Raw genomic sequence first — 26,290 nt, 5'->3', positions numbered from 1 at the left:
GAGCGGTACTGCGGGCCCCCCACCTCCCTTCACCGGGAGGCGGGGGGCCCGTCCGCGTTTCCGGTACGTCTCGCTCCGCTCACATTTGGCACCCGGCGGCCGAAAATGTGTCTTGTGCGGGGCTTACCGACTAGTAGGGTCTGGGGTAATCGATCATCGATCATCAGGGGTGGGGACCTCCATGCTTGCGTACCGCAAGAAGACCGTCGGCGCCGCGCTGAGCGCCGTCCTGCTCGTGGCGGGGGCCACGGCGTGCCAGAACGGCAAGAAGGACGACTCGGGCAAGGCGGCCGCCGGCTCGCCGTCCGCCTCCGCGCCCGCGGCCAAGGGCGGGGCCGCCCAGGCGACCCCGGCCGCGCTCCTGGACGGCGCGCGCAAGGCGTCCGAGGAGATCAGCTCGCTCCGCTACACGATGACGGGCAGCACCCCGGACGGCAGCTTCACGGGCGACGTCTCCGCCATCCTCAAGCCGCAGACGGCCATGAGCATGAAGATGAGCTCGCCGACCGAGCCGGGCCAGCAGGTCGAGATCCGGCTGGTCGACGGGGCCATGTACATGGGCGCCGAGGGCAAGTGGCTCAAGTTCGACCTCAAGGCCCTGGACCCGAAGGCGGCCGACGGGATGAACTCGCTCGGCAAGGCCCCGCAGACCCCCGAGAACCCGGCGGACCGGGCCGACGACCTGCTCCAGTCGAAGGACATCAAGGTGGTGGGCGAGGAGACCCTCGACGGGCAGAAGACCCAGCACCTCAGCGGCACGGTGACCCTGGAGCAGATGCGGGCCTCCGCCGCGAGCGCCGACCCCGCGACCAAGCAGCGCCGCGAGCGGTCGCTGCAGCCCCTGGAGCAGCAGGGCATCACCAGCATGGTCGTCGACATGTGGATCGACGACGCGCACCACACCAAGCAGGTCCGCACCCAGGGCAAGGGCACGAAGGGGGCGGTGGACGTGACCATCAAGCTGCTCGACTACAACAAGCCGGTCGACGTGGCCGCCCCGCCCGCCGACCAGGTCATGGACCTCGGCGAGATGATGAAGAACTCGGGGGAAGGCTCCGCCTGATGTACGGCACCAAGACGGTTCGGACCCGGACCGGCGCCGCCCTCGCGGGCGGCGCCCTGCTCCTGGCGGGCCTGACGGCCTGCGGCGGTGCGGACAAGGGCGGAGCGGCCGGGGCGGGCGGCAAGCCCGCCGCGGCCCGGCAGTCGCCGCAGGAGGCCGTCAAGGCGGCCTACACCAAGACCCTGCAGGCGAAGACCGCCTCGTTCCGGTACAAGAACGCCGGGGCCGACGGCAAGACCACCGAGGTCTCGGGTACCAAGAACTGGTACCCGACCGCCCACGAGCTGGTCCAGCCGAGCGGCAAGCGGCAGGTCCTGCTGCCCGGCGCGATCTACACGGAGCTGGACAAGCCCCTGGAGGGCAAGGACTGGATGAAGATCGACCAGTCCAAGGGCGACAAGCCCCCGGCCCGGTTCGAGGACACCCCCGTCGAGTTCCTCGCGCTGATGATCGACCAGCCCGGCGTGAGCCACGTGGGCACCGAGCAGGCGGGCGGCGCGGCCGCCGAGCACTACCGCGGCACGTTCACGCTCGACCAGCTGCTGGTCAGCGACGAGAAGAGCCGGCTGGTGCCGGACGCCGAGCGGGCGACCCTGCGCGAGGCCCTGAAGCGGACCAAGGTCACCTCGTACGCCCTCGACGTGTGGATCGACAAGGACGGCCATCCGGTCAAGGTCGAGGGGCAGCGGACCGACGACAAGGGCGTCGACCGGATCGCCTCGGAGTTCTCGCAGTACGGCACGGCTCCGACCGTGCAGGCCCCGCCGGCCGACAAGACCGCCGACTTCGACGCCGTGATGAAGGGCGTCAGGGACTCGATCGCGGAGACGGACAAGAAGCTGGAAGGCCTCGGGCGCTGACCGATTTGCCTGACCGGCGACCCGTCGTCTAACCTTCCACAGAAGCCAAAGACCGCTGGTCGTTGCTGTGCCCGCGAGGGTGCGGCGGCCGAAGGATCCGCTTACTGCGGACGACCCGCGCAGGTGACTGTGGAAGCGCTCCCGGATTTCGGTCCGGTCGAGCTACGCCCTGGCGCCTGCGCCGGGGCGTTTTGTATGTCAGTCCCTTCTGCGCGGTCCTCATCACCCGGAAGGAGGCCGACGCTCTATGGCAAGGCCCGACAAGGCTGCCGCGGTAGCCGAGCTGGAGGACATGTTCCGCAGCTCGAACGCCGCTGTGCTGACCGAGTACACGGGGCTCACCGTTGCGCAGCTCAAGACGCTGCGTCGTTCGCTCGGTGAGAACGCCCAGTACGCCGTGGTGAAGAACACGCTGACCAAGATTGCGGCCAACTCGGCCGGGATCACCGCGCTGGACGAGCACCTTGCTGGTTCGACCGCGGTCGCCTTCGTCACCGGTGACCCGGTGGAGTCGGCGAAGGCTCTGCGTGACTTCGCCAAGGACAACCCGAAGCTCGTCATCAAGGGCGGTGTCCTTGACGGCAAGGCGCTGTCCGCCGACGAGATCAAGAAGCTTGCGGACCTCGAGTCCCGCGAGGTTCTGCTCGCCAAGCTGGCGGGCGCCATGAAGGGCAAGCAGTCCCAGACTGCCGCGCTCTTCCAGGCGCTTCCCTCGAAGTTCATCCGCACCGCGGAGGCGCTTCGTGCCAAGCTCGACGAGCAGGGCGGTGCCGAGTAATTCGGCTCGCGCATTGATCCGCGCCGCCTAGTGCGCGGGTCGTAGCGGGCCGTTACGCCCGCCTTTCGATACCTCTCGGCACCAGCCGAATTAATGGAAGGATCGCCCATCATGGCGAAGCTGTCCCAGGACGACCTGCTCGCTCAGTTCGAGGAGATGACCCTCATCGAGCTCGCCGAGTTCGTGAAGGCCTTCGAGGAGAAGTTCGACGTCACCGCGGCCGCCCCGGTTGCCGTTGCCGCCGCCGGCGCCCCGGGCGCCCCGGCCGCCGAGGTCGAGGAGAAGGACGAGTTCGACGTCATCCTCACCGGCGCCGGCGACAAGAAGATCCAGGTCATCAAGGTCGTGCGTGAGCTGACCTCCCTGGGTCTGAAGGAGGCCAAGGACCTCGTCGACGGCACCCCGAAGCCGGTCCTCGAGAAGGTCAACAAGGAGGCCGCTGACAAGGCCGCCGAGGCCCTCAAGGGCGCCGGTGCCTCCGTCGAGGTCAAGTAACACCTCTGAGGCCGCCTGACGGCCTCTGCGAAGGGCGATCACTCGAAAGGGTGGTCGCCCTTCGGCGTACCCGGCAGTGCCTGACTTGCCCTGGTCTCGTTGGGGAGTAGGGTGATCATCGTTGCTCCGCGCCGGGGGCCCGAGATGATCCGCTCGGAGCAGGGGGCCTTGACGAACGGCACGCGGCGCGCAATTCTCAGAGCCGTTGTGGCTCGGCCCGGCTCGATCCGAGATCCGCAGGCAGGGATCGGAGATCCGAGGCATGGATCGACTACGAAGAGGGCAGTACTGATACGCGCTCTGTGTACGAGGAGCGCGCCGCAGGGACAGCAGGGTTGGTTTTTGACGGACGTGGGGAAGGCCTGTTGCCGGTTGCCGGAAACCTGGTCTGGACATCAGTGAGCCGAGTGGCTACACTGACCCTTTGCGCTGCCTGTTAGCTGTCCCCTGCCCGTCGCCAGGGGCATGCCCACGCTCGAGCACACGTGACTGATGCGCCCTGACCTGGCCTTTCGGCCGGATCGGGGGGTCTCTCACCGCGGTGTCGACTGGGACCGGTACGCGCGTAGTGAGTCCGAGCCCTCGGAAGGACCCCCTCTTGGCCGCCTCGCGCAACGCCTCGACCAATACGAACAACGGTGCCAGCACCGCCCCGCTGCGCATCTCCTTTGCAAAGATCAAGGAGCCCCTCGAGGTTCCGAACCTCCTGGCGCTGCAGACCGAGAGCTTTGACTGGCTGCTCGGCAATGCCGCCTGGAAGTCTCGCGTCGAGTCGGCGCTCGAGAGTGGACAGGACGTCCCTACCAAGTCCGGTCTGGAGGAGATCTTCGAGGAGATCTCGCCGATCGAGGACTTCTCCGGGTCGATGTCGCTGACCTTCCGCGACCACCGGTTCGAGCCGGCGAAGAACTCCGTCGACGAGTGCAAGGAGCGCGACTTCACGTACGCGGCGCCGCTCTTCGTCACGGCCGAGTTCACGAACAACGAGACCGGTGAGATCAAGTCTCAGACGGTCTTCATGGGCGACTTCCCGCTCATGACCAACAAGGGCACCTTCGTGATCAACGGCACCGAGCGTGTCGTCGTGTCGCAGCTGGTGCGCTCCCCCGGTGTCTACTTCGACTCCTCCATCGACAAGACGTCCGACAAGGACATCTTCTCCGCCAAGATCATCCCGTCCCGGGGTGCCTGGCTGGAGATGGAGGTCGACAAGCGCGACATGGTCGGTGTCCGCATCGACCGCAAGCGCAAGCAGTCCGTCACCGTCCTCCTCAAGGCCCTCGGCTGGACCACCGAGCAGATCCTCGAGGAGTTCGGCGAGTACGAGTCCATGCGCGCCACCCTGGAGAAGGACCACACCCAGGGCCAGGACGACGCGCTGCTCGACATCTACCGCAAGCTCCGTCCGGGCGAGCCGCCGACGCGCGAGGCCGCCCAGACGCTGCTGGAGAACCTCTACTTCAACCCGAAGCGCTACGACCTCGCGAAGGTCGGCCGCTACAAGGTCAACAAGAAGCTGGGCGCGGACGAGCCGCTCGACGCCGGCGTGCTGACCGTCGACGACATCATCGCGACGATCAAGTACCTGGTGAAGCTCCACGCGGGCGAGACCGAGACCATCGGCGAGTCCGGCCGTTCGATCGTCGTCGAGACCGACGACATCGACCACTTCGGCAACCGTCGTCTGCGCAACGTCGGCGAGCTCATCCAGAACCAGGTCCGCACGGGTCTGGCGCGTATGGAGCGCGTCGTGCGCGAGCGCATGACCACCCAGGACGTCGAGGCGATCACGCCGCAGACCCTGATCAACATCCGGCCGGTCGTCGCCTCCATCAAGGAGTTCTTCGGCACCAGCCAGCTGTCGCAGTTCATGGACCAGAACAACCCGCTGTCTGGTCTGACCCACAAGCGCCGTCTCTCCGCGCTCGGCCCCGGTGGTCTGAGCCGTGAGCGGGCCGGCTTCGAGGTCCGTGACGTGCACCCGTCCCACTACGGACGCATGTGCCCGATCGAGACCCCCGAAGGCCCGAACATCGGTCTGATCGGTTCGCTCGCCTCGTACGGCCGCGTCAACGCGTTCGGCTTCGTCGAGACGCCGTACCGCAAGGTCGTCGACGCCCAGGTGACCGACGAGGTCGACTACCTGACCGCCGACGAGGAAGACCGCTTCGTCATCGCCCAGGCCAACGCGCGCCTGGACGAGGAGCTGCGCTTCGCCGAGGGCCGCGTCCTGGTCCGCCGCCGCGGCGGCGAGGTCGACTACGTGCCCGGCACGGACGTGGACTACATGGACGTCTCGCCGCGCCAGATGGTGTCGGTCGCGACCGCCATGATCCCCTTCCTCGAGCACGACGACGCCAACCGTGCCCTCATGGGCGCGAACATGATGCGCCAGGCCGTTCCGCTCATCAAGGCGGAGGCGCCGCTCGTCGGCACCGGCATGGAGTACCGCTGCGCCGTCGACGCCGGCGACTCCATCAAGGCGGAGAAGGACGGTGTCGTCCAGGAGGTCTCGGCCGACTACATCACCGTCGCCAACGACGACGGCACGTACACCACGTACCGCGTCGCCAAGTTCTCCCGCTCGAACCAGGGCACCTCGGTCAACCAGAAGGTCATCGTCAACGAGGGCGACCGCGTCATCGACGGCCAGGTCCTCGCCGACGGTCCGGCCACCGAGAACGGCGAGATGGCGCTGGGCAAGAACCTGCTCGTCGCGTTCATGCCGTGGGAGGGCCACAACTACGAGGACGCGATCATCCTGTCGCAGCGCCTCGTGCAGGACGACGTCCTCTCCTCGATCCACATCGAGGAGCACGAGGTCGACGCCCGTGACACCAAGCTGGGCCCCGAGGAGATCACCCGGGACATCCCGAACGTCTCCGAGGAGGTCCTCGCCGACCTCGACGAGCGCGGCATCATCCGCATCGGTGCGGACGTCGTCGCCGGCGACATCCTGGTCGGCAAGGTCACCCCGAAGGGTGAGACCGAGCTGACCCCCGAGGAGCGCCTGCTCCGCGCGATCTTCGGTGAGAAGGCGCGCGAGGTGCGCGACACCTCCCTGAAGGTCCCGCACGGCGAGATCGGCAAGGTCATCGGCGTCCGCGTCTTCGACCGCGAGGAGGGCGACGAGCTTCCCCCGGGCGTGAACCAGCTGGTCCGCGTCTACGTCGCCCAGAAGCGCAAGATCACCGACGGTGACAAGCTCGCCGGCCGCCACGGCAACAAGGGTGTCATCTCCAAGATCCTCCCGATCGAGGACATGCCGTTCCTCGAGGACGGCACCCCGGTCGACATCATCCTGAACCCGCTGGGTGTCCCGTCCCGAATGAACCCGGGACAGGTCCTGGAGATCCACCTCGGCTGGCTCGCCAGCCGCGGCTGGGACGTCTCCGGCCTGGCGGAGGAGTGGGCCGAGCGACTGAAGGCCATCGGCGCCGACCGCGTCGAGCCCGGCACCAACGTCGCCACCCCCGTGTTCGACGGCGCCCGCGAGGACGAGCTCGCCGGCCTGTTCGAGCACACCATCCCGAACCGCGACGGCGACCGCCTGGTCCTGCCGTCGGGCAAGGCGCGCCTGTTCGACGGCCGCTCCGGCGAGCCGTTCCCGGACCCGATCTCGGTCGGGTACATGTACATCCTCAAGCTCCACCACCTGGTCGACGACAAGCTCCACGCCCGTTCGACCGGTCCGTACTCGATGATCACGCAGCAGCCGCTGGGTGGTAAGGCGCAGTTCGGTGGCCAGCGCTTCGGTGAGATGGAGGTGTGGGCGCTCGAGGCGTACGGCGCCGCCTACGCCCTCCAGGAGCTGCTGACCATCAAGTCCGACGACGTCACCGGCCGAGTGAAGGTCTACGAGGCCATCGTCAAGGGCGAGAACATCCCCGAGCCGGGCATTCCCGAGTCCTTCAAGGTGCTCATCAAGGAAATGCAGTCGCTCTGCCTCAACGTGGAGGTGCTGTCCTCGGACGGCATGTCCATCGAGATGCGCGACACCGACGAGGACGTCTTCCGCGCTGCGGAGGAGCTCGGTATCGACCTGTCCCGGCGCGAGCCGAGCAGCGTCGAAGAGGTCTGACGGGCCTGGCGGGGGCTCCCACGAGGAGCCCCCGCCGTCCCCGGGACCGTTCAGACCACTGATCAAGAGACACGACCCCGAAAGAGGGATTGACGCACAGTGCTCGACGTCAACTTCTTCGACGAGCTGCGGATCGGCCTTGCCACCGCGGACGACATCCGTACCTGGTCGCACGGCGAGGTAAAGAAGCCGGAGACCATCAACTACCGCACCCTGAAGCCCGAGAAGGACGGACTCTTCTGCGAGAAGATCTTCGGCCCCACCCGGGACTGGGAGTGCTACTGCGGCAAGTACAAGCGTGTCCGCTTCAAGGGCATCATCTGTGAGCGCTGTGGCGTCGAGGTCACGCGCGCCAAGGTGCGCCGTGAGCGGATGGGCCACATCGAGCTTGCCGCTCCCGTCACCCACATCTGGTACTTCAAGGGCGTCCCGTCGCGCCTGGGCTACCTGCTGGACCTCGCGCCGAAGGACCTCGAGAAGGTCATCTACTTCGCCGCGTACATGATCACGTTCGTCGACGACGAGCGCCGCCAGCGCGACCTGCCGTCGCTGGAGGCCCACGTCTCCGTCGAGCGCCAGCAGATCGAGAACCGCCGCGACGCCGACCTCGAGGCCCGCGCCAAGAAGCTCGAGTCCGACCTGGCCGAGCTCGAGGCCGAGGGCGCCAAGGCCGACGTGCGCCGCAAGGTGCGCGAGGGCGCCGAGCGCGAGATGAAGCAGCTCCGCGACCGCGCTCAGCGCGAGATCGACCGCCTCGACGAGGTGTGGAACCGCTTCAAGAACCTCAAGGTCCAGGACCTCGAGGGCGACGAGCTCCTCTACCGCGAGCTGCGTGACCGCTTCGGCACGTACTTCGACGGCTCGATGGGTGCCGCGGCGCTGCAGAAGCGCCTGGAGTCCTTCGACCTGGAGGAGGAGGCCGAGCGCCTCCGCGAGATCATCCGTACCGGCAAGGGCCAGAAGAAGACCCGTGCGCTCAAGCGCCTCAAGGTCGTCTCCGCGTTCCTGCAGACCAGCAACAGCCCCAAGGGCATGGTGCTCGACTGCGTGCCGGTCATCCCGCCGGACCTGCGTCCGATGGTGCAGCTGGACGGTGGCCGCTTCGCGACCTCCGACCTGAACGACCTGTACCGCCGCGTGATCAACCGCAACAACCGTCTGAAGCGCCTTCTCGACCTCGGTGCGCCCGAGATCATCGTGAACAACGAGAAGCGCATGCTCCAGGAGGCGGTCGACGCCCTCTTCGACAACGGCCGCCGCGGCCGCCCGGTCACGGGCCCCGGCAACCGTCCGCTGAAGTCCCTCAGCGACATGCTGAAGGGCAAGCAGGGTCGCTTCCGTCAGAACCTTCTCGGCAAGCGCGTGGACTACTCCGCGCGTTCCGTGATCGTCGTCGGTCCGCAGCTGAAGCTGCACCAGTGCGGTCTGCCCAAGGCCATGGCGCTGGAGCTCTTCAAGCCGTTCGTGATGAAGCGCCTGGTCGACCTGAACCACGCGCAGAACATCAAGTCGGCCAAGCGCATGGTCGAGCGCGGCCGCACCGTCGTGTACGACGTCCTCGAAGAGGTCATCGCCGAGCACCCGGTGCTGCTGAACCGTGCGCCCACGCTGCACCGCCTCGGCATCCAGGCCTTCGAGCCGCAGCTGGTCGAGGGCAAGGCCATCCAGATCCACCCGCTCGTCTGCACCGCGTTCAACGCGGACTTCGACGGTGACCAGATGGCCGTCCACCTGCCGCTCTCCGCGGAGGCGCAGGCCGAGGCCCGCATCCTGATGCTGTCCTCGAACAACATCCTCAAGCCGGCCGACGGCCGCCCGGTCACGATGCCGACCCAGGACATGGTCCTCGGTCTGTTCTTCCTGACCACGGACGGCGAGCTGCGCAACGTCAAGGGCGAGGGCCGTGCGTTCGGCTCCACGGCCGAGGCGATCATGGCGTTCGACGCGGGCGAGCTCTCGCTCCAGTCGGCCGTCGACATCCGCTTCCCGGTGGGCACCATCCCGCCGCGCGGCTGGGTCCCCCCGGTCGCCGAGGAGGGTGAGCAGGAGTTCCAGCCGGGCGACAGCTTCCGTCTGAAGACCACGCTGGGCCGTGCGCTCTTCAACGAGCTGCTGCCGGAGGACTACCCGTTCGTCGACTACTCGGTGGGCAAGAAGCAGCTCTCCGAGATCGTCAACGACCTGGCGGAGCGCTACCCCAAGGTCATCGTGGCGGCGACGCTCGACAACCTGAAGGCGGCCGGCTTCCACTGGGCGACCCGTTCCGGCGTCACCGTGGCCATCTCCGACGTCGTCGTGCCTGAGGCGAAGAAGGAGATCGTCGCGGGCTACGAGGCCCAGGACGAGAAGGTCCAGAAGCAGTACGAGCGCGGTCTGATCACCAAGGACGAGCGCACGCAGGAGCTCATCGCGATCTGGACCAAGGCGACCAACGAGGTTGCCGAGGCGATGAACGCGAACTTCCCCAAGACCAACCCCATCTTCATGATGGTTGACTCGGGTGCCCGAGGAAACATGATGCAGATGAGGCAGATCGCCGGTATGCGTGGTCTGGTGTCGAACGCGAAGAACGAGACCATCCCGCGTCCGATCAAGGCGTCCTTCCGTGAGGGCCTCACCGTTCTGGAGTACTTCATCTCCACGCACGGTGCCCGTAAGGGTCTGGCGGACACCGCCCTGCGTACCGCCGACTCGGGTTACCTGACCCGTCGTCTGGTGGACGTCTCGCAGGACGTGATCATCCGCGAGGAGGACTGCGGCACCGAGCGCGGCCTGAAGCTGAAGATCGCCGTCCGCGGCGAGGACGGCGTCCTGCGCAAGGCCGACGACGTCGAGACCTCGGTCTACGCCCGCATGCTGGCGGAGGACGTGGTCGTCGACGGCAAGGTCATCGCGCCGGCCAACGTCGACCTCGGCGACGTCCTGATCGACGCCCTCGTCGCCAACGGCGTCGAGGAGGTCAAGACCCGCTCCGTCCTGACCTGCGAGTCCGCGGTCGGCACCTGTGCCTTCTGCTACGGACGCTCGCTCGCCACCGGCAAGCTGGTCGACATCGGTGAGGCGGTCGGCATCATCGCCGCCCAGTCCATCGGTGAGCCCGGTACCCAGCTGACGATGCGTACCTTCCACACCGGTGGTGTGGCCGGTGACGACATCACCCAGGGTCTGCCGCGTGTCGTCGAGCTCTTCGAGGCCCGTACCCCGAAGGGTGTCGCCCCGATCTCCGAGGCCGCCGGCCGCGTGCGGATCGAGGAGACCGAGAAGACCAAGAAGATCGTCATCACCCCGGACGACGGCAGCGACGAGACGGCCTTCCCGATCTCCAAGCGCGCCAAGGTCATCGTCCACGAGGGCGACCACGTCGAGGTGGGCCAGAAGCTCACCGCGGGTGCCACCAACCCGCACGACGTGCTGCGCATCCTCGGCCAGCGCGCCGTCCAGGTGCACCTGGTCGGCGAGGTCCAGAAGGTCTACAACTCGCAGGGCGTGTCGATCCACGACAAGCACATCGAGATCATCATCCGGCAGATGCTGCGCCGCGTGACGATCATCGAGTCCGGCGACGCGGAGCTGCTGCCGGGCGAGCTCGTGGAGCGGTCGCGCTTCGAGACCGAGAACCGTCGTGTGGTCACCGAGGGCGGTCACCCCGCCTCCGGCCGTCCGCAGCTGATGGGTATCACCAAGGCCTCGCTGGCGACGGAGTCCTGGCTGTCGGCCGCCTCCTTCCAGGAGACGACCCGAGTCCTGACGGATGCGGCGATCAACGCCAAGTCCGACAGCCTCATCGGCCTCAAGGAGAACGTCATCATCGGTAAGCTCATCCCGGCCGGTACGGGCCTCGCCCGCTACCGCAACATCCGGGTCGAGCCGACCGAGGAGGCGAAGGCCGCGATGTACTCGGCCGTCGGCTACGACGACATCGACTACTCGCCCTTCGGTACCGGCTCCGGCCAGGCCGTTCCGCTGGAGGACTACGACTACGGCCCGTACAACGGCTAAGGGTCACCAAGAAGCCCCCGCTGCTCCGAAAGGAGCGGCGGGGGCTTCTTCGTTGCCCTGGCCGGCCTGCCCGCCGCCGAAGCAGGGGTCCGGCAAATCCAGCCCCGCCGGCGTTTGAGTGGGGGTCCCCCCGGACGGAGTCTGGGGGAGGGTCCGGGCGGGGCCCGGTGCCCGGCGGAGCCGGGTTTCTTGGGGCTCCGCCCCAAACCCCGCGCCTCAAACGCCGGCGAGGCTGAAATGGCGGACCCTTCGCTGCGCAGGCAGGCGGCGGGTGCTTACTGGGGCTCCGCCCCAGACCCCGCGCCTCAAACGCCGCCGGGGCTGGATTTGCCGGCCTCCGGTTCAGGCGTCGGCGGAGCCGGCTGGGCTTCTGGGGCGCCGCCCCGGGGTCCGTGCATTGCCGCGAGGCGGCACCATCCAGCCCGCGCGGCGTTTGAGCGCACGGGCGCGGAGCGTCCGGAACCCGGGTAGCGGCGCGTCGGTACGGGACGGCGTCGGCCCCGGTCAGGCGTGTCGGCGGCGGCGGAGGCGGGGGAGGAGGGTGGCCGCGGCCAGGGTCAGGGCGGCCAGGGCCGGCCCGGCCAGGCCCGGGATGAGGCCCCTGGGGGTGAAGGTGCAGGCGAGGTGCCGGGCGCCGGGGGCCAGGGGGAGGGACAGCAGGCCGTGGAAGGAGGCCGGGGCGGCCGGCTTGCCGTCGACGGTGCACTGCCAGCCCGGGATGTCGGTCGTGGCGAGGACGGCGGTGCCCGCGGCCGACGGCGGGAGGGTCGCCTCGATGCCGTGGCCGCCCGGCCGGACCTCGGTGGCGCCGGTCTCGGAGAGGGCGCGGATCCGGGCGTCGAGCGCGGCCCGGTCCAGGCAGCCGACCGGGTGCTCGCCGGCCGTGGCGTCCTGGGTCCGGGTCCTCACGGTGACGGCGACCGTGCCGTCCGCCGGGACCGGGCCCAGCTTCAGCACGCCGGTCATCCGGTCCTCCAGGGGCCGCTCCGTGCCACCGGAGGCGAGGGTTCCGTACAGGGCCGGAGAGAACCAGTACGCCTCCGAGCCGGGCGTGCACTGCGCGGTGTACGTCTGCTCCGTGGCCGTGCCGCCGCGGACCGTCTGCGGGACCCGGTAGACGGCGGCGCCGAGCACGTTTTCCTGGCGGGCGTAGACGCTGTCCGCCGGGTTCGGGGAGGTGAAGGCGGAGCTGCGGACCGTCACCAGCGGGGGAGCGGGGAAGCGGGTGGCCGTCCAGGAGTCCTCGGCCGGGCCCGGGTGGACCCGGGCACCGATCGAGAAGACCGCGTCCAGCACCGGGTTGTCGGCGCCGAAGAAGGTCCGGCCGTCGTTCTTGAAGCCGTAGCCGAGGGGCTCCAGGGCCTGGTAGGTGGCCTCCGGGAGGTAGCTGCTGTAGTACTGCGGCCCCTGCGCGCCGAGGGCGAGGGCGTCGTTGTACGCGGTCTGCGGCGCGCCCGAGTCGGTCCGGTAGGCCGGCCAGCCGTCGACGTCCCGGACGGCCTGCCCGTGCGCGGTGATCGAGCGGTTGGAGGTGGGGACCGGCTTGGCCCACCGCTCGCGCGAGCGCCGGGCGTCGGCGTTCGCCGCGGCGACGGTGGACTCGGCGAAGACCACCCCGACCATCAGGACGGCTGCGAGGGGGATCAGGTACCGCCGCTTCTCACCCAGTGCGAGCAGCACCAGGGCGAGCAGCGAGACCGCTCCGCCGCCCAGCACCGCCGGCCAGGTCCAGCCGCCGAAGTCGTTGGTGTGCCGCAGCACGAAGGTGGCGGCGACCAGCAGCACGGCCGTCAGCGCGAGGTGCAGCGGGCGCGGCCGGTTCGCCAGGGACAGCCAGGCGAGGACGACCACCATCCCGCTGAAGACGAAGGCCTCGCGGTACGGGTTGCCGTTGGGCACCGCCAGCCCGTGCCACAGGTACTGGGTGGGCGGGAACTGGAACGAGGCGGCCACCAGCACGGTCGCCACCGCCCACACCAGGCGGGTCCGCCGGGCGATGCCCGTGTTCAGCAGGAAGGAGCCGGCCAGGATCAGGCCCAGGGAGGCCACGTACAGGCGCGGCCGGCCGCCCCACAGGTGGGTGGCCGGGAGCATCCCCGCGAAGAAGATCTCGGTGCGCACAGGCTCGAAGGCGCCGGCCTGCGTCGGCTGCGCGGCCCCGCTGGACAGGAACGAGGGCAGCAGCAGCGGCAGGGTGAGCAGGATGCCGGTCCCGGCGGCCGTGGCGGCCCGCCACACGGCGCCGAGGCGCTGCCGGCCGGTGAGCCCCACGGTGCCCAGGCGGACGGCGAGCAGCACGCAGGCGGCCATCGTGGCCATCATCGCGGTGTAGAAGTTGCCGAACCAGGCGAGCGCGACGAACAGGGTGACGCCCGGCCAGCGGCGCTCCTCCAGGCACCACTCGACGGCGATGCCGAGCAGCGGGAAGGCGACCAGCCCCCACAGCCACATGGGGATGTACGAGGCGTCGCTCAGCGCCCACCCGCACAGCCCGTAGCAGGCGCCGAGCACTCCGCGCTGCCACCAGGGCCCGGGGTGCAGCTTGCCGAGGTACACGGCCATCACGGCGGCGGCGGTGCCCATGGTGACCGGGGTGATCGCGAAGACGGCGAGGTCGACGTGGCCCCGCGGGACGAGGACGGCCAGCCAGGAGAACGGGTTGCCGAGGTACGTGTAGTAGTCCGACAGGAACTGCTGGCCGAAGCCGGAGCGCCAGCTGAAGAGCACGTCGCCGGCGGCCTGCCCGTGGACCAGGTCCCACAGCGCCCGGTGGAAGGGCACGTACTGGTTGGCCTGGTCGTTGATGGCCCGGCCCGTGTGGCCGAAGGGGAAGGTGCCGCGGGCCGCCCAGGAGGCGCAGAAGGCGCCGGCGGTGACGAGGAAGGCCAGCAGGGGGGCGTACAGGGGGGCGAGGCGGGGGCGCCGGGGGTCCCGGCGGTCCGGCGACGGACGGACCGGGCGGTCCGCGGCCGTCGTCTCCGAGGTGACCGTCCGCAATGTCCCGCTCCCTGATGCTCGTGTCGTGCGGCAGGCGCGTGCTCGTGCCGTTCCGCGCCGCGGCGCCGCTCGTGCCGACCCGCCGCTCCGGGCCGGATCGCTGACGCAGTTTAGTTGTCGTGGGGCCCTCCGTTTCCGGGAGCGGCCGCCGACGGGCCCATACCACATTCGTGCGACCGCGGCACGCCGGAGGGCTCGACCCAAGCGGCACATGACCGGCAGGGATGTCGCGGTCGCGGCGGGCGGGCCTTTGTTTTGACCGGAGTGGATGCGGTGGGTACGCTCAGACCTTGTGCCTGGGGTGTGCCTGGGCTCCCGTGCGTGTCCATCAACCGCACGCGAGCCGCATCGGCCACCGAGATCCACGCGAGCATTTCCGCGCCTGCGCGGAGGCCTGCCGGATCCGACACACCCGACCGCGTGGGTCGGGGAAATGTTCCAGGTTAGCTTCACTACACGGCACACAGAAACCGGAGAAGTAGTGCCTACGATCCAGCAGCTGGTCCGTAAGGGCCGGCAGGACAAGGTCGAGAAGACGAAGACGCCCGCGCTCGAGGCTTCGCCCCAGCGCCGTGGCGTCTGCACGCGTGTGTTCACGACCACCCCGAAGAAGCCGAACTCGGCGCTCCGCAAGGTCGCGCGTGTGCGTCTGACCTCCGGCATCGAGGTCACCGCTTACATTCCGGGTGAGGGACACAACCTGCAGGAGCACTCGATCGTGCTCGTGCGTGGTGGCCGTGTGAAGGACCTGCCGGGTGTTCGTTACAAGATCATCCGCGGTGCGCTTGACACCCAGGCTGTCAAGAACCGCAAGCAGGCCCGCAGCCGCTACGGCGCCAAGAAGGAGAAGTAAGAATGCCTCGTAAGGGCCCCGCCCCGAAGCGCCCGGTCATCATCGACCCGGTCTACCAGTCTCCTCTTGTCACCTCGCTGATCAACAAGATCCTGCTGAACGGCAAGCGCTCCACCGCCGAGCGCATCGTCTACGGCGCCATGGAAGGCCTCCGCGAGAAGACGGGCAACGACCCGGTCATCACGCTGAAGCGCGCGCTGGAGAACGTCAAGCCGTCCCTCGAGGTCAAGTCCCGCCGCGTCGGTGGCGCGACCTACCAGGTTCCCGTCGAGGTCAAGCCGGGTCGCCAGTCGACCCTGGCCCTCCGCTGGCTCGTGGGTTACTCCCGCGCCCGCCGCGAGAAGACCATGACCGAGCGCCTGATGAACGAGCTCCTCGACGCCTCGAACGGCCTCGGTGCGGCCGTCAAGAAGCGTGAGGACACGCACAAGATGGCCGAGTCCAACAAGGCCTTCGCGCACTACCGCTGGTAGTCGCAACCCACATCGAGACCGAGAGAAGACTGAAGCCTTATGGCTACCACTTCGCTTGACCTGGCCAAGGTGCGCAACATCGGCATCATGGCCCACATCGACGCGGGCAAGACGACCACCACCGAGCGCATCCTGTTCTACACCGGTGTCTCTTACAAGATCGGTGAGGTCCACGACGGCGCTGCCACGATGGACTGGATGGAGCAGGAGCAGGAGCGCGGCATCACGATCACGTCTGCCGCGACGACCTGCCACTGGCCGCTCGAGGACGTCGACCACACCATCAACATCATCGACACCCCGGGTCACGTTGACTTCACGGTCGAGGTGGAGCGTTCGCTCCGCGTCCTCGACGGTGCCGTCACCGTGTTCGACGGTGTCGCCGGTGTGGAGCCGCAGTCCGAGACGGTGTGGCGTCAGGCCGACCGTTACGGCGTGCCGCGCATCTGCTTCGTCAACAAGCTCGACCGCACCGGCGCCGAGTTCCACCGCTGCGTCGACATGATCAAGGACCGCCTGGGCGCGGTTCCGATCGTCATGCAGCTCCCCATCGGTGCCGAGGCCGACTTCCAGGGCGTTGTCGACCTGGTGAAGATGAAGGCGCTCGTCTGGTCCGCCGAGGCGACCAAGGGCGAGATGTACGACGTCGTCGACATCCCGGCCACGCACGCCGAGGCTGCCGAGGAGTGGCGCGGCAAGCTGCTCGAGGCCGTCGCCGAGAACGACGACGAGATCATGGAGCTGTACCTGGGCGGCGAGGAGCCGACCGAGGAGCAGCTGCACGCCGCCGTGCGCCGCATCATCATCGGCTCCGGCAAGGGTGGCGGTTCCACGATCACCGCGGTGTTCTGTGGTACTGCGTTCAAGAACAAGGGTGTCCAGCCCCTGCTCGACGCGGTCGTCCGCTACCTGCCCTCGCCGCTCGACATCGAGGCCATCGAGGGCCACGACGTCAAGGACGCCGAGGTCGTCGTGAAGCGCAAGCCGTCGGACGAGGAGCCCCTCGCCGCGCTCGCGTTCAAGATCATGAGCGACCCGCACCTCGGCAAGCTCACCTTCGTCCGGGTTTACTCGGGCCGCCTGGAGGCCGGCACTGCGGTGCAGAACTCCGTCAAGGGCAAGAAGGAGCGCATCGGCAAGATCTACCGCATGCACGCGAACAAGCGTGAGGAGATCGACTCGGTGGGCGCCGGCGACATCGTCGCCGTCATGGGCCTGAAGCAGACCACCACCGGTGAGACGCTGTGCGACGACAAGCAGCCGGTCATCCTGGAGTCCATGGACTTCCCGGCGCCGGTCATCCAGGTCGCCATCGAGCCCAAGTCCAAGGGTGACCAGGAGAAGCTGGGTGTCGCCATCCAGCGTCTCGCGGAGGAGGACCCCTCCTTCCACGTTCACTCGGACGAGGAGACGGGCCAGACCATCCTCGGCGGTATGGGCGAGCTGCACCTCGAGGTGCTGGTCGACCGTATGAAGCGCGAGTTCAAGGTCGAGGCCAACGTCGGCAAGCCGCAGGTCGCGTACCGCGAGACCATCCGCAAGTCGGTCGAGCGCCACGACTACACGCACAAGAAGCAGACCGGTGGTACCGGTCAGTTCGCCAAGGTGCAGATCGCGATCGAGCCGATCACCGAGACCGACGGTCCGGCGTACGAGTTCGTGAACAAGGTCACCGGTGGCCGCGTGCCGAAGGAGTACATCCCTTCGGTCGACGCCGGTGCGCAGGAGGCCATGCAGTTCGGCATCCTGGCCGGCTACGAGATGACGGGCGTCCGCGTCACGCTTCTCGACGGTGCCTTCCACGAGGTCGACTCCTCCGAGCTCGCGTTCAAGATCGCCGGTTCGCAGGCCTTCAAGGAGGCCGCGCGCAAGGCGTCCCCCGTCCTGCTCGAGCCGATGATGGCCGTCGAGGTCACCACGCCCGAGGACTACATGGGTGACGTCATCGGCGACATCAACTCCCGCCGTGGCCAGATCCAGGCCATGGAGGAGCGTCACGGCGCCCGCGTCGTGAAGGGCCTCGTGCCGCTTTCGGAGATGTTCGGCTACGTCGGAGACCTCCGCAGCAAGACCTCGGGTCGCGCCAGCTACTCGATGCAGTTCGACTCCTACGCCGAGGTTCCGCGGAACGTCGCCGAGGAGATCATCGCGAAGGCCAAGGGCGAGTAACTCTCCCGAGTACACGCTTTAGGCTTGTCACCGGAACCTCTGGGGCAACAGGCGCAATGCAAAAAACCTGTTGCCCCGGGGGCCGGCTTTCCAGCAAAGATCACCTGGCGCCGATGAGTAAGGCGTACAGAACCACTCTCCAGGAGGACCCCCGTGGCGAAGGCGAAGTTCGAGCGGACTAAGCCGCACGTCAACATCGGCACCATCGGTCACATTGACCACGGTAAGACGACCCTCACGGCCGCCATTACCAAGGTGCTGCACGACGCGTACCCGGACCTGAACGAGGCCTCGGCCTTCGACCAGATCGACAAGGCTCCCGAGGAGCGCCAGCGCGGTATCACCATCTCGATCGCGCACGTCGAGTACCAGACGGAGGAGCGTCACTACGCTCACGTCGACTGCCCGGGTCACGCTGACTACATCAAGAACATGATCACGGGTGCCGCGCAGATGGACGGCGCCATCCTCGTGGTCGCCGCCACCGACGGCCCGATGCCGCAGACCAAGGAGCACGTGCTCCTGGCCCGCCAGGTCGGCGTTCCGTACATCGTCGTCGCCCTGAACAAGGCCGACATGGTGGACGACGAGGAGATCCTGGAGCTCGTCGAGCTCGAGGTCCGTGAGCTGCTCTCCGAGTACGAGTTCCCGGGCGACGACCTGCCGGTCGTCCGCGTCTCCGCGCTGAAGGCCCTCGAGGGCGACAAGGAGTGGGGCGACAAGCTCCTCGGCCTGATGAAGGCCGTCGACGAGTCGATCCCGACCCCGCCGCGTGACACCGAGAAGCCGTTCCTGATGCCCGTCGAGGACGTCTTCACGATCACCGGTCGTGGCACCGTCGTCACCGGTCGTATCGAGCGTGGTGTCCTGAAGGTCAACGAGACCGTCGACATCATCGGCATCAAGAACGAGAAGACCACCACCACGGTCACCGGCATCGAGATGTTCCGCAAGCTGCTCGACGAGGGCCAGGCCGGTGAGAACGTCGGTCTGCTGCTCCGCGGCATCAAGCGCGAGGACGTCGAGCGCGGCCAGGTCATCATCAAGCCGGGTTCGGTCACCCCGCACACCGAGTTCGAGGCCCAGGCCTACATCCTGTCCAAGGACGAGGGTGGCCGCCACACGCCGTTCTTCAACAACTACCGTCCGCAGTTCTACTTCCGTACCACGGACGTGACGGGCGTTGTGACCCTGCCGCAGGGCACCGAGATGGTCATGCCGGGCGACAACACCGAGATGTCCGTCCAGCTGATCCAGCCGGTCGCCATGGAGGAGGGCCTGAAGTTCGCCATCCGTGAGGGTGGTCGCACCGTGGGCGCCGGCCAGGTCACCAAGATCACGAAGTAATTCGTGTTCTGACCTGGTAGCCCGTTGATCCGGGCACCGAGTTGCACTGGAGGGCCCCGGCCCATCGCTTCGGCGGTGGGGCGGGGCCCTTCGGCGTTCCCCGGCGCGGCCGGGGGAGCGGCGAGGAACGTCGAGGATCGCCGCGGAACGCCGAAGGGCCGTACCCCGGGGCGGGGTACGGCCCTTGCGTCGGGCAGAGGCGGTGCGTCACTCCACGCGCAGCGACTCGGTGAACTCCAGGCAGGCGGCGTAGTCCGGCAGCAGGCCCGTCTCGATGGCCTCGGCCAGCGACGGGGCGGCCTCGTCGCGCGCCGACAGCTGCGGGGCGTCGGCTGGCCAGTCGATGCCCAGATCGGGGTCGAGCGGGTGAACCGCGTGCTCGCCGGTCGGGTTGTACGTCTCCGAGCACAGGTACGAAAGCGTGGCGTCGTCCGTGAGCGCGCAGAAGCCGTGGCCCATGCCCTCGGGGATGTAGACCGCGCGGCGGTCCACGTCGTCCAGGCGGACGCCCTCCCAGCGGCCGAAGGTCGGGGAGCCGACCCGCAGGTCCACGATGACGTCGAGGACGGCGCCGCGGACGCAGGTCACGTACTTGGCCTGGCCGGGCGGCACGTCGGCGAAGTGGATGCCGCGGACCACGCCGCGCGAGGAGACCGAGAGGTTGGCCTGGGCCAGCTTCAGCGGGTGCCCGACGAGCTCGGACAGCTGGTCGAAGCGGTACCACTCGGTGAACAGGCCGCGCGGGTCGCCGTGCAGCTGCGGGGTGACCTCGTAGACGCCCTCGAGGGAGAGTTCGCGGAACTTCACCGGCCGCCCTCCTCGTCGAGCAGGTTCACCAGGTACTGGCCGTAGCCGCTCTTCAACAGCGGTTCGGCCAGCTCGCGCAGTTGCGCGTCGTCGATCAGGCCGGCCCGCCAGGCGGCCTCCTCGATGCAGCCGATCTTGAAGCCCTGGCGCTCCTCTATGACGCGGACGAACTCCGAGGCCTGGACCATCGAGACGAAGGTGCCGGTGTCCAGCCAGGCGGTGCCGCGGTCGAGGATGGTCACGTTCAGCTCGCCGGCCTGCAGGTAGGCGTCGTTGACGGCGGTGATCTCCAGTTCGCCGCGGGCGCTGGGCTCCAGCCCCCGGGCTATCTCCACGACGCGGTTGTCGTAGAAGTACAGGCCGGGCACCGCGTAGCGGGACTTGGGCTTCTCGGGCTTCTCCTCGATGGAGATGGCCTGGCCGTTCTCGTCGAACTCGACGACGCCGTACGCCGTCGGGTCCGCGACCGGGTACGCGAAGACGCGGCCGCCCTTGGCTCCGGTGTGCTCGGCGAGGCGCGTGCCGAGGCCGCTGCCGTGGAAGATGTTGTCGCCGAGGATCAGCGCGACGGACTCGTCGCCGATGAAGTCGGCGCCGAGCACGAAGGCCTGGGCGATGCCCTCGGGACGCTCCTGGACGGCGTACTCCAGCCGCAGCCCGAACTGCGAGCCGTCGCCGAGCAGCCGCTCGAACTGCGCACGGTCCTCCGGGGTGGTGATGACGAGGATCTCGCTGATACCGGCCATGACCAGGGTGGACAGCGGGTAGTAGATCATCGGCTTGTCGAAGACGGGGAGCAGCTGCTTAGAGACTGCCCGGGTCAGCGGCCAGAGTCGGGATCCGGTGCCGCCGGCCAAGAGAATTCCACGCATGGACACAACCCTATGCGAGAGGAAGCGGAGGGAAGCGGTCCGGGCCGGTGGGGTGGTAGTACAAGCGACTAGACTCTCCGTACTATGCGCATCCTCGTGACCGGCGGCGCCGGCTTCATCGGTTCAGAATTCGTCCGCCAGCAGCTCGGTGCGGATGCATCGGCCCAGATCACGGTCTTCGACAAGCTGACCTACTCCGGTGTGGAGGCCAATCTCGACCCGGTCGCCGAACACGCGGGTTACAAGTTCGTCAAGGGCGACATCTGCGACCCGGTCGCGGTCGACGAGGTGATGCCGGGCCACGACGTGGTGGTGCACTTCGCCGCGGAGTCCCACGTGGACCGCTCGATCGCGGGCGCCGGCCCGTTCGTGATGACCAACGTCGTCGGTACGCAGGTGCTGCTGGACGCCGCCCGCAAGCACGGCGTCGGCCGCTTCGTCCACATCTCCACCGACGAGGTGTACGGCTCCATCAACGAGGGCTCCTGGACCGAGGAGTGGCCGCTGGTGCCGAACTCCCCGTACTCCGCCTCGAAGGCCTCCTCCGACCTGCTGGCGCTGGCGTACGCGCGCACCCACGGCATGGACGTCGTGGTGACCCGCTGCTCCAACAACTACGGGCACTACCAGTTCCCGGAGAAGGTCATCCCGCTGTTCGTCACCAACCTGATGGACGGCCGGAAGGTCCCGCTGTACGGCAACGGCGGCAACGTCCGCGACTGGCTGCACGTCTCCGACCACTGCCGCGGCATCGACCTGGCCATGCGCAAGGGCCGCGGCGGAGAGGTCTACAACATCGGCGGCGGCACCGAGCTCACCAACAAGGAGCTCACCGGCGTGCTGCTGGAGGCCGCGGGCCTGGACTGGGGCATGGTCGAGCACGTCGAGGACCGCAAGGGCCACGACCTGCGCTACTCCATCGACATCAGCAAGATCAACAGCGAGCTGGGCTACACCCCGCAGGTCCGCTTCGAGGACGGCATCGCGCAGACCATCGCCTGGTACCGCGAGAACCGCACCTGGTGGGAGCCGCTGAAGGACAAGGCAGCGCTGCAGAAGTGAGCGCCACCGCCGTGAACCCCGCCCCTCCCGCAGGGCGCTGGCTCGTCACCGGTGCCGCGGGCATGCTCGGCCAGGACGTCCTGGCTGCTTTGAAGGACGCCGGGATCGAGGCCGCCGGCCTCGGCCGGGCGGACCTCGACATCACCGACCCGGCAGCCGTACGGGCCGCCGTCGAGGGCGCCGCGGTCGTCGTCAACTGCGCCGCCTGGACCGACGTGGACGGTGCGGAGAGCGCCGAGGAGGCCGCCACCGCCGTCAACGGCACCGGCGTACGCGTCCTCACCGCGGCCTGCGCCGCCGCCGGGGCGCGCCTGCTGCACGTCTCCACCGACTACGTGCTGCCCGGCGACGCCTCCGAGCCGTACCGCGAGGACGCCGCGACCGGCCCCGTCAACGCGTACGGGCGCAGCAAACTGGCCGGCGAGCAGGCCGTCGCCGAGCTCCTGCCGCAGGACGGCTACGTCGTGCGCACCGCCTGGCTGTACGGCGAGCACGGGCCCAACTTCGTGGCCACCATGCTGAAGCTGGCCGCCCAGCGCGACACCCTCGACGTGGTCGACGACCAGCACGGCCAGCCCACCTGGTCGTTCGCCCTGGCCCGCCGCCTCGTCGAACTGGGCCTGGCCGCGCTGGCGGGCCGGGCCCCGGGCGGGGTCTACCACGGCACCGCGAGCGGCCGCACCACCTGGTTCGGGCTGGCCCGCGAGAGCTACCGCCTTGCCGGGCTCGACCCGGAGCGGATCCGGCCGACGACCTCCGCCGCGTATCCCCGCCCGGCCGTGCGCCCCGCGTTCAGCGTGCTCGCGCACGACCGGTGGGCCGAAGCGGGGCTGGCCCCGCTGCCCGACTGGCGCGAGCAGCTGGCCGAGGCGATGGCCGCGCCGGTCTTCACGCAGCTGGCCGGCACGGCCCGAAACGGTGCCACGGGATGAAGTCCCTGCTGGACAAGGTCACCGCGGCGCTGCCGCCGGGCACCGTCGCGGTGGCCGGCGGCACCGTCGTGCTGGGCGCGGCCTCCTACGTCCACCTGGGTGTGGCCGGCCACAGCCTGTCCACCGACGCCATGGCCAACGTCTCCGTCCTGTGGACGATCGTCATGTCCGTCGGCATCGGCGTGTTCTTCCCCATCGAGCAGGAGCTCACCCGGATCGTCGCCGCCCGCGCGGTCCTCGGCCAGGGTGCCGCCCCCGTGCTGCGCCGCGCCGCCCTGCTGACCGCCGCGATGCTCGGCGCGACGCTGCTCGTCCTCGGCCTCGGCGCGGGCCCCCTCGCCGACCTGCTCTTCCACGGCGACCGCGGCCTGGTCGCCGCGCTCGGCGGCGCCTTCACCGGCATGGCCGTCTGCTACCTGACCCGCGGAGTCCTCGCCGGCCTCGGCCGGTTCGGCGCGTACGGGCTCCAACTCGCCTTGGACGGCGGGCTGCGCATCCTCCTCGCCTTCGGCTGCTCCGTGCTCGGGCTCCGCTCGGCGCTCGCGTTCAGCCTGGTGCTGGCCCTCGCCCCGGTCGCCGCCATGCTGGCCACGCTGCCGGCGCTGCTGCGGGCCGTGGAGCCCGGCGAGCGGATCGCCTGGCGGGAGCTGACCGGCGGGCTCGGGCTGCTGATCTGCTCCACGCTGCTGTCGCAGGTGGTTGTCAACGCGGCGGTGATGAGCACCAAGCTGCTCGCCCCCGCCGACAGCGTGCTGATCGCGGCCCTGCTGAACGCGCTCGTGCTGGCGCGGGTGCCGCTGTTCGTCTTCGGCTCGCTCCAGGCCTCGCTGCTGGGCGGGTTGACCGCCGCGTTCACGGCCGGGGACCGGGCCGCGTTCTCGGCGATGCTGCGCCGGATCGGGGTGGTCGTCGGGCTGCTCGGGCTGGCCGGCGGGGTGCCCGCCACCGCGCTCGGACCGTGGCTCATCGGCGTCCTGTTCGGGGCCAAGCCGGTGCTGGGCTGCCTCGACTTCTTCCTTTTGTCCGCCGGCACCGTGGCGTACATGTTCGCGATGGTGCTCGGCCAGGCGCTGATGGTATTCAAGCGGCACAACCTGCAGCTGATGTGCTGGGCCGTCGGCACCGCCGTCCTGATCGGCGTCACTTTCGCGCCGGGTGACGTGGCCCTGCGCGTCATCCTGGCCTACGCCCTCGGCTCGCTGGCCACCGTGCTCGGTATGCTGGCGGTGCTGAGGCTGAGGTTCCCCGGGGCTGCCGGGGGAGCCGCCGGGGGAGCCGGGCACCAGGGCGCCGAACGCCCGCCGGTCGCCGGGGCGGTCAGGGAGTGACTACCATGCCGGCCCTCGACGACCCCCCGAACACTGCGCACGCGACGCACGCCGTGCCACTTTCCGCTGGAGCTACCGTGTCCCAATACGACGATGTCTGGCTGGTCATACCGGCCTATAACGAGGGCCAGGTGATCGCCGGGGTCGTCGAGGGAGCACGCGAGACCTTCCCGAACATCGTCGTCGTCGACGACGGCAGCACCGACGACTCGGCCGAGCACATCGCGACCACCGGCGCCCACCTCGTGCGCCACCCGGTCAACCTCGGCCAGGGCGCCGCCCTGCAGACGGGCCTGAAGTACGCGCTCGCCCAGCCCGGCGCCCGCTACTTCGCGACCTTCGACGCGGACGGCCAGCACCAGACCGCCGACGTCGAGAAGATGGTCGCCGTGCTGCGCGCCGACGAGGCCGACGTGGTCCTCGGCTCCCGCTTCATCGAGCAGAACGGCCAGGTGCCGTGGATCAAGCGGGTCGTGCTGCGCACGGCCGCCGCCGTCAGCCCCACCGCCCGCAAGCTCAAGCTCACCGATGCCCACAACGGCCTGCGCGTCCTCGGCCGCAAGGCGGCCGAGCAGCTGGACATCACCATGAACGGCATGGCGCACGCGTCCGAGATCGTCGGCTACCTGGCCGCCTCCGACCTGCGCGTCACGGAGGTTCCCGTGGACATCCTCTACACGGACTACTCGCGCGCCAAGGGCCAGTCCCTGATCAACGGCGTCAACATCGTCTTCGACATCACCATGCGGGAGCGTGGCCGCTGATGAAGTACTTCTGGATCCAGCTGCTGCTCATCGCCGGCTCGGTGTCGATGGCCCTGGTGTTCATACGCACCTGGGGCCAGGCCCGCAACCGCGCCTGGAAGCGCATCGCGTTCTCCGTGTTCGTCGTCGTCAACGTGTACGCGGTGCTCCGCCCGACCGACGTCACCTGGGTCGCGCACCGGCTCGGCGTCGGCCGCGGCACCGACCTCGTGCTGTACGTGATGGTCCTGGCGATGGGCTTCCTGACGCTCAACACCTTCCTGCGCTTCCGCTCCCTGGAGAAGAAGCTCACCGACCTCGCCCGCACCGTGGCCCTCAACGAGGGCGCCCGGCACAACGAGGAGCGCCTCGGCGCGCCCGCCGGTGTGCCCCGCCAGGCCGCGCCGGCCTCCGCGGACGCCGACGCGGATGTCGACGCCCGGGCGAACGCCGACTCCGAGACCGTGAAGGCCTGACGCTGCCGTGGTGACCTTCGATTTCATGCTCCCCTATTACGGGGACGTGCAGCTGATGCAGGACGCCGTGCGCAGCGTCCTGGCCCAGACCGACCCGGACTTCCGGCTCGTCGTCATCGACGACGGCAAGGAGCCCGACGTCCCGGGCTGGTTCGCCGAGCTCGGCGACGAGCGGGTCCACTACCTGCGCAACGAGCAGAACCTCGGCATCACGAAGAACTTCCAGAAGTGCGTCAGCCTCTCCGAGGCCGACCACGTCGTCATCATGGGCTGCGACGACCTGCTGCACCCGCACTACCTGGAGACCGTCCGGAAGATCATCGACGCGAACCCGGGCATCGGCATGGTCCAGCCCGGCGTCGAGGTGATCGACGGCGACGGCAACGTCGCGTACGGGCTCGCCGACCAGACCAAGCGCCGCCTGTACGCCCCCAAGGTCGACGGCCGGCGCGTGATGGGCGGCGAGGAGCTCGCCACCAGCGTGCTGCGCGGGAACTGGCTGTACTTCCCGTCGATCTGCTGGCGCGGCGAGGCCCTGCGCAAGGTCAACTTCCGCGACGACTACTCGGTCATCCAGGACCTCGCACTGGTCGTCGACCTGCTGGAGGCCGGCGAGCGCATGGTGATCGACGAGACGACCACGGTGTTCCGCTACCGCCGCCACGCGGTCAGCGAGTCCTCCGTCCAGGCGTTCTCCGGCACCCGCTTCACCGAGGCCGAGCGGTACTTCTCCGCGGTGGCCGCCCGTATGGACGCCCGCGGCTGGCCCCGGGCCGCCCGCGCCGCCCGCTTCCACAGCGCCTCCCGCCTCCACGCGCTCACGATGCTCCCGGGGGCGCTGCGCCGCGGGCACCGCGAGGGCCTGCGCACGCTCACCCGGCACGCCTTCACGGCGGGCCGGAGAGCCGACGGCTGACACCGGAGCCCCCGGAGACGGCGGCCGCCCGGGCCGGCC

Annotated in this window: 19 protein-coding genes; 16 read left to right on the top strand and 3 right to left on the bottom strand. The window is 69.0% G+C overall.

The window, feature by feature from the left end; genetic code table 11:
• The first annotated feature begins 181 nt into the window (after positions 1–181).
• The 6 genes from AB0F11_RS14720 to AB0F11_RS14695 all read left to right on the top strand — a co-directional run bounded on the left by AB0F11_RS14720 (position 182) and on the right by AB0F11_RS14695 (position 11,276).
• The gene (locus tag AB0F11_RS14720) at positions 182–1,063 is read left to right on the top strand and encodes an LppX_LprAFG lipoprotein (protein ID WP_362172492.1); all 882 of its coding nucleotides are present in this window, start codon (positions 182–184) and stop codon (positions 1,061–1,063) included.
• On the top strand, positions 1,063–1,923 hold the full coding sequence (locus AB0F11_RS14715; RefSeq protein WP_362172489.1) for a hypothetical protein: 861 nt from the start codon (positions 1,063–1,065) through the stop codon (positions 1,921–1,923). Before AB0F11_RS14720 ends, AB0F11_RS14715 begins: the two co-directional genes overlap by 1 nt.
• A 247-nt stretch (positions 1,924–2,170) precedes the next feature.
• Positions 2,171–2,701, top strand: a complete 531-nt coding sequence (rplJ, locus tag AB0F11_RS14710) for a 50S ribosomal protein L10 (RefSeq protein WP_361919231.1) — start codon at positions 2,171–2,173, stop codon at positions 2,699–2,701.
• A 111-nt stretch (positions 2,702–2,812) separates the two neighbouring features.
• Positions 2,813–3,196, top strand: coding sequence for a 50S ribosomal protein L7/L12 (gene rplL, locus AB0F11_RS14705; protein ID WP_362172486.1), 384 nt, complete (start codon positions 2,813–2,815; stop codon positions 3,194–3,196).
• 598 nt (positions 3,197–3,794) lie between these two features.
• Entirely contained in the window at positions 3,795–7,277 is a 3,483-nt protein-coding gene (rpoB, locus tag AB0F11_RS14700) for a DNA-directed RNA polymerase subunit beta (protein WP_361919229.1), read from the top strand.
• A 99-nt stretch (positions 7,278–7,376) separates the two neighbouring features.
• A complete protein-coding gene (locus AB0F11_RS14695) occupies positions 7,377–11,276 on the top strand; it encodes a DNA-directed RNA polymerase subunit beta' (RefSeq protein ID WP_362172483.1) in 3,900 nt (1,299 codons plus the stop codon).
• 504 nt (positions 11,277–11,780) lie between these two features.
• On the opposite strand, the gene AB0F11_RS14690 is transcribed toward AB0F11_RS14695, so the two are convergent.
• Entirely contained in the window at positions 11,781–14,273 is a 2,493-nt protein-coding gene (locus AB0F11_RS14690; RefSeq protein WP_362172480.1) for a YfhO family protein, read from the bottom strand.
• A gap of 481 nt (positions 14,274–14,754) precedes the next feature.
• Between AB0F11_RS14690 and rpsL the strand changes: the two genes are divergently transcribed.
• The 4 genes from rpsL to tuf all read left to right on the top strand — a co-directional run bounded on the left by rpsL (position 14,755) and on the right by tuf (position 19,115).
• Positions 14,755–15,126, top strand: coding sequence for a 30S ribosomal protein S12 (gene rpsL / locus AB0F11_RS14685; RefSeq protein WP_007265893.1), 372 nt, complete (start codon positions 14,755–14,757; stop codon positions 15,124–15,126).
• A 2-nt stretch (positions 15,127–15,128) separates the two neighbouring features.
• Positions 15,129–15,599 (top strand): 30S ribosomal protein S7, encoded by a 471-nt coding sequence (rpsG, locus tag AB0F11_RS14680; protein WP_114053724.1) that lies wholly within the window; start codon positions 15,129–15,131, stop codon positions 15,597–15,599.
• A gap of 39 nt (positions 15,600–15,638) precedes the next feature.
• On the top strand, positions 15,639–17,768 hold the full coding sequence (fusA, locus tag AB0F11_RS14675; RefSeq protein WP_362172477.1) for an elongation factor G: 2,130 nt from the start codon (positions 15,639–15,641) through the stop codon (positions 17,766–17,768).
• Between the two features lie 153 nt (positions 17,769–17,921).
• Positions 17,922–19,115 (top strand): elongation factor Tu, encoded by a 1,194-nt coding sequence (gene tuf, locus AB0F11_RS14670; RefSeq protein WP_361913607.1) that lies wholly within the window; start codon positions 17,922–17,924, stop codon positions 19,113–19,115.
• Between the two features lie 207 nt (positions 19,116–19,322).
• Here the strand turns inward: tuf and rfbC are convergent, their stop codons facing one another.
• Positions 19,323–19,922 (bottom strand): dTDP-4-dehydrorhamnose 3,5-epimerase, encoded by a 600-nt coding sequence (gene rfbC, locus AB0F11_RS14665; protein ID WP_362172474.1) that lies wholly within the window; start codon positions 19,920–19,922, stop codon positions 19,323–19,325.
• Positions 19,919–20,794 carry a glucose-1-phosphate thymidylyltransferase RfbA gene (gene rfbA / locus AB0F11_RS14660; protein ID WP_362172471.1) on the bottom strand — a complete coding sequence of 292 codons (876 nt, stop codon included), beginning with the start codon at positions 20,792–20,794 and terminating at the stop codon, positions 19,919–19,921. The genes rfbC and rfbA overlap by 4 nt, the downstream gene beginning before the upstream one ends.
• A gap of 84 nt (positions 20,795–20,878) precedes the next feature.
• Between rfbA and rfbB the strand changes: the two genes are divergently transcribed.
• The 6 genes from rfbB (at position 20,879) to AB0F11_RS14630 (ending at position 26,251) form a co-directional block, all read left to right on the top strand.
• The gene (gene rfbB / locus AB0F11_RS14655) at positions 20,879–21,856 is read left to right on the top strand and encodes a dTDP-glucose 4,6-dehydratase (protein ID WP_362172468.1); all 978 of its coding nucleotides are present in this window, start codon (positions 20,879–20,881) and stop codon (positions 21,854–21,856) included.
• On the top strand, positions 21,853–22,788 hold the full coding sequence (rfbD, locus tag AB0F11_RS14650; RefSeq protein ID WP_362172466.1) for a dTDP-4-dehydrorhamnose reductase: 936 nt from the start codon (positions 21,853–21,855) through the stop codon (positions 22,786–22,788). Before rfbB ends, rfbD begins: the two co-directional genes overlap by 4 nt.
• Complete coding sequence (locus AB0F11_RS14645) at positions 22,785–24,116, top strand: hypothetical protein (RefSeq protein WP_362172463.1); 1,332 nt, start codon at positions 22,785–22,787, stop codon at positions 24,114–24,116. Before rfbD ends, AB0F11_RS14645 begins: the two co-directional genes overlap by 4 nt.
• Positions 24,117–24,193: 77 nt before the next feature.
• The gene (locus AB0F11_RS14640) at positions 24,194–24,880 is read left to right on the top strand and encodes a glycosyltransferase family 2 protein (RefSeq protein WP_361913624.1); all 687 of its coding nucleotides are present in this window, start codon (positions 24,194–24,196) and stop codon (positions 24,878–24,880) included.
• Positions 24,880–25,335 carry a DUF2304 domain-containing protein gene (locus AB0F11_RS14635; protein WP_362172460.1) on the top strand — a complete coding sequence of 152 codons (456 nt, stop codon included), beginning with the start codon at positions 24,880–24,882 and terminating at the stop codon, positions 25,333–25,335. The genes AB0F11_RS14640 and AB0F11_RS14635 overlap by 1 nt, the downstream gene beginning before the upstream one ends.
• Before the next feature lie 10 nt (positions 25,336–25,345).
• The gene (locus tag AB0F11_RS14630; protein WP_362172458.1) at positions 25,346–26,251 is read left to right on the top strand and encodes a glycosyltransferase; all 906 of its coding nucleotides are present in this window, start codon (positions 25,346–25,348) and stop codon (positions 26,249–26,251) included.
• Positions 26,252–26,290 lie beyond the last annotated feature (39 nt).

The sequence above is a fragment of the Streptomyces sp. NPDC032472 genome (assembly GCF_040636955.1).
In the GTDB taxonomy this organism is placed as follows: Bacteria; Actinomycetota; Actinomycetes; order Streptomycetales; family Streptomycetaceae; genus Streptomyces.
Note: the sequence above shows the minus strand (reverse complement) of the source record. Positions and strands in the feature narration are given on the sequence as shown.

Excerpts from the sequence above, each read along its gene's own strand:
- rfbA (WP_362172471.1), bottom strand. The coding sequence starts at position 20,794 with ATGCGTGGAATTCTCTTGGCCGGCGGCACCGGATCCCGACTCTGGCCG.
- rpsG (WP_114053724.1), top strand. The coding sequence starts at position 15,129 with ATGCCTCGTAAGGGCCCCGCCCCGAAGCGCCCGGTCATCATCGACCCG.
- AB0F11_RS14635 (WP_362172460.1), top strand. The coding sequence starts at position 24,880 with ATGAAGTACTTCTGGATCCAGCTGCTGCTCATCGCCGGCTCGGTGTCG.
- AB0F11_RS14645 (WP_362172463.1), top strand. The coding sequence starts at position 22,785 with ATGAAGTCCCTGCTGGACAAGGTCACCGCGGCGCTGCCGCCGGGCACC.
- rplJ (WP_361919231.1), top strand. The coding sequence starts at position 2,171 with ATGGCAAGGCCCGACAAGGCTGCCGCGGTAGCCGAGCTGGAGGACATG.
- rfbB (WP_362172468.1), top strand. The coding sequence starts at position 20,879 with ATGCGCATCCTCGTGACCGGCGGCGCCGGCTTCATCGGTTCAGAATTC.
- rplL (WP_362172486.1), top strand. The coding sequence starts at position 2,813 with ATGGCGAAGCTGTCCCAGGACGACCTGCTCGCTCAGTTCGAGGAGATG.
- AB0F11_RS14720 (WP_362172492.1), top strand. The coding sequence starts at position 182 with ATGCTTGCGTACCGCAAGAAGACCGTCGGCGCCGCGCTGAGCGCCGTC.
- AB0F11_RS14715 (WP_362172489.1), top strand. The coding sequence starts at position 1,063 with ATGTACGGCACCAAGACGGTTCGGACCCGGACCGGCGCCGCCCTCGCG.
- fusA (WP_362172477.1), top strand. The coding sequence starts at position 15,639 with ATGGCTACCACTTCGCTTGACCTGGCCAAGGTGCGCAACATCGGCATC.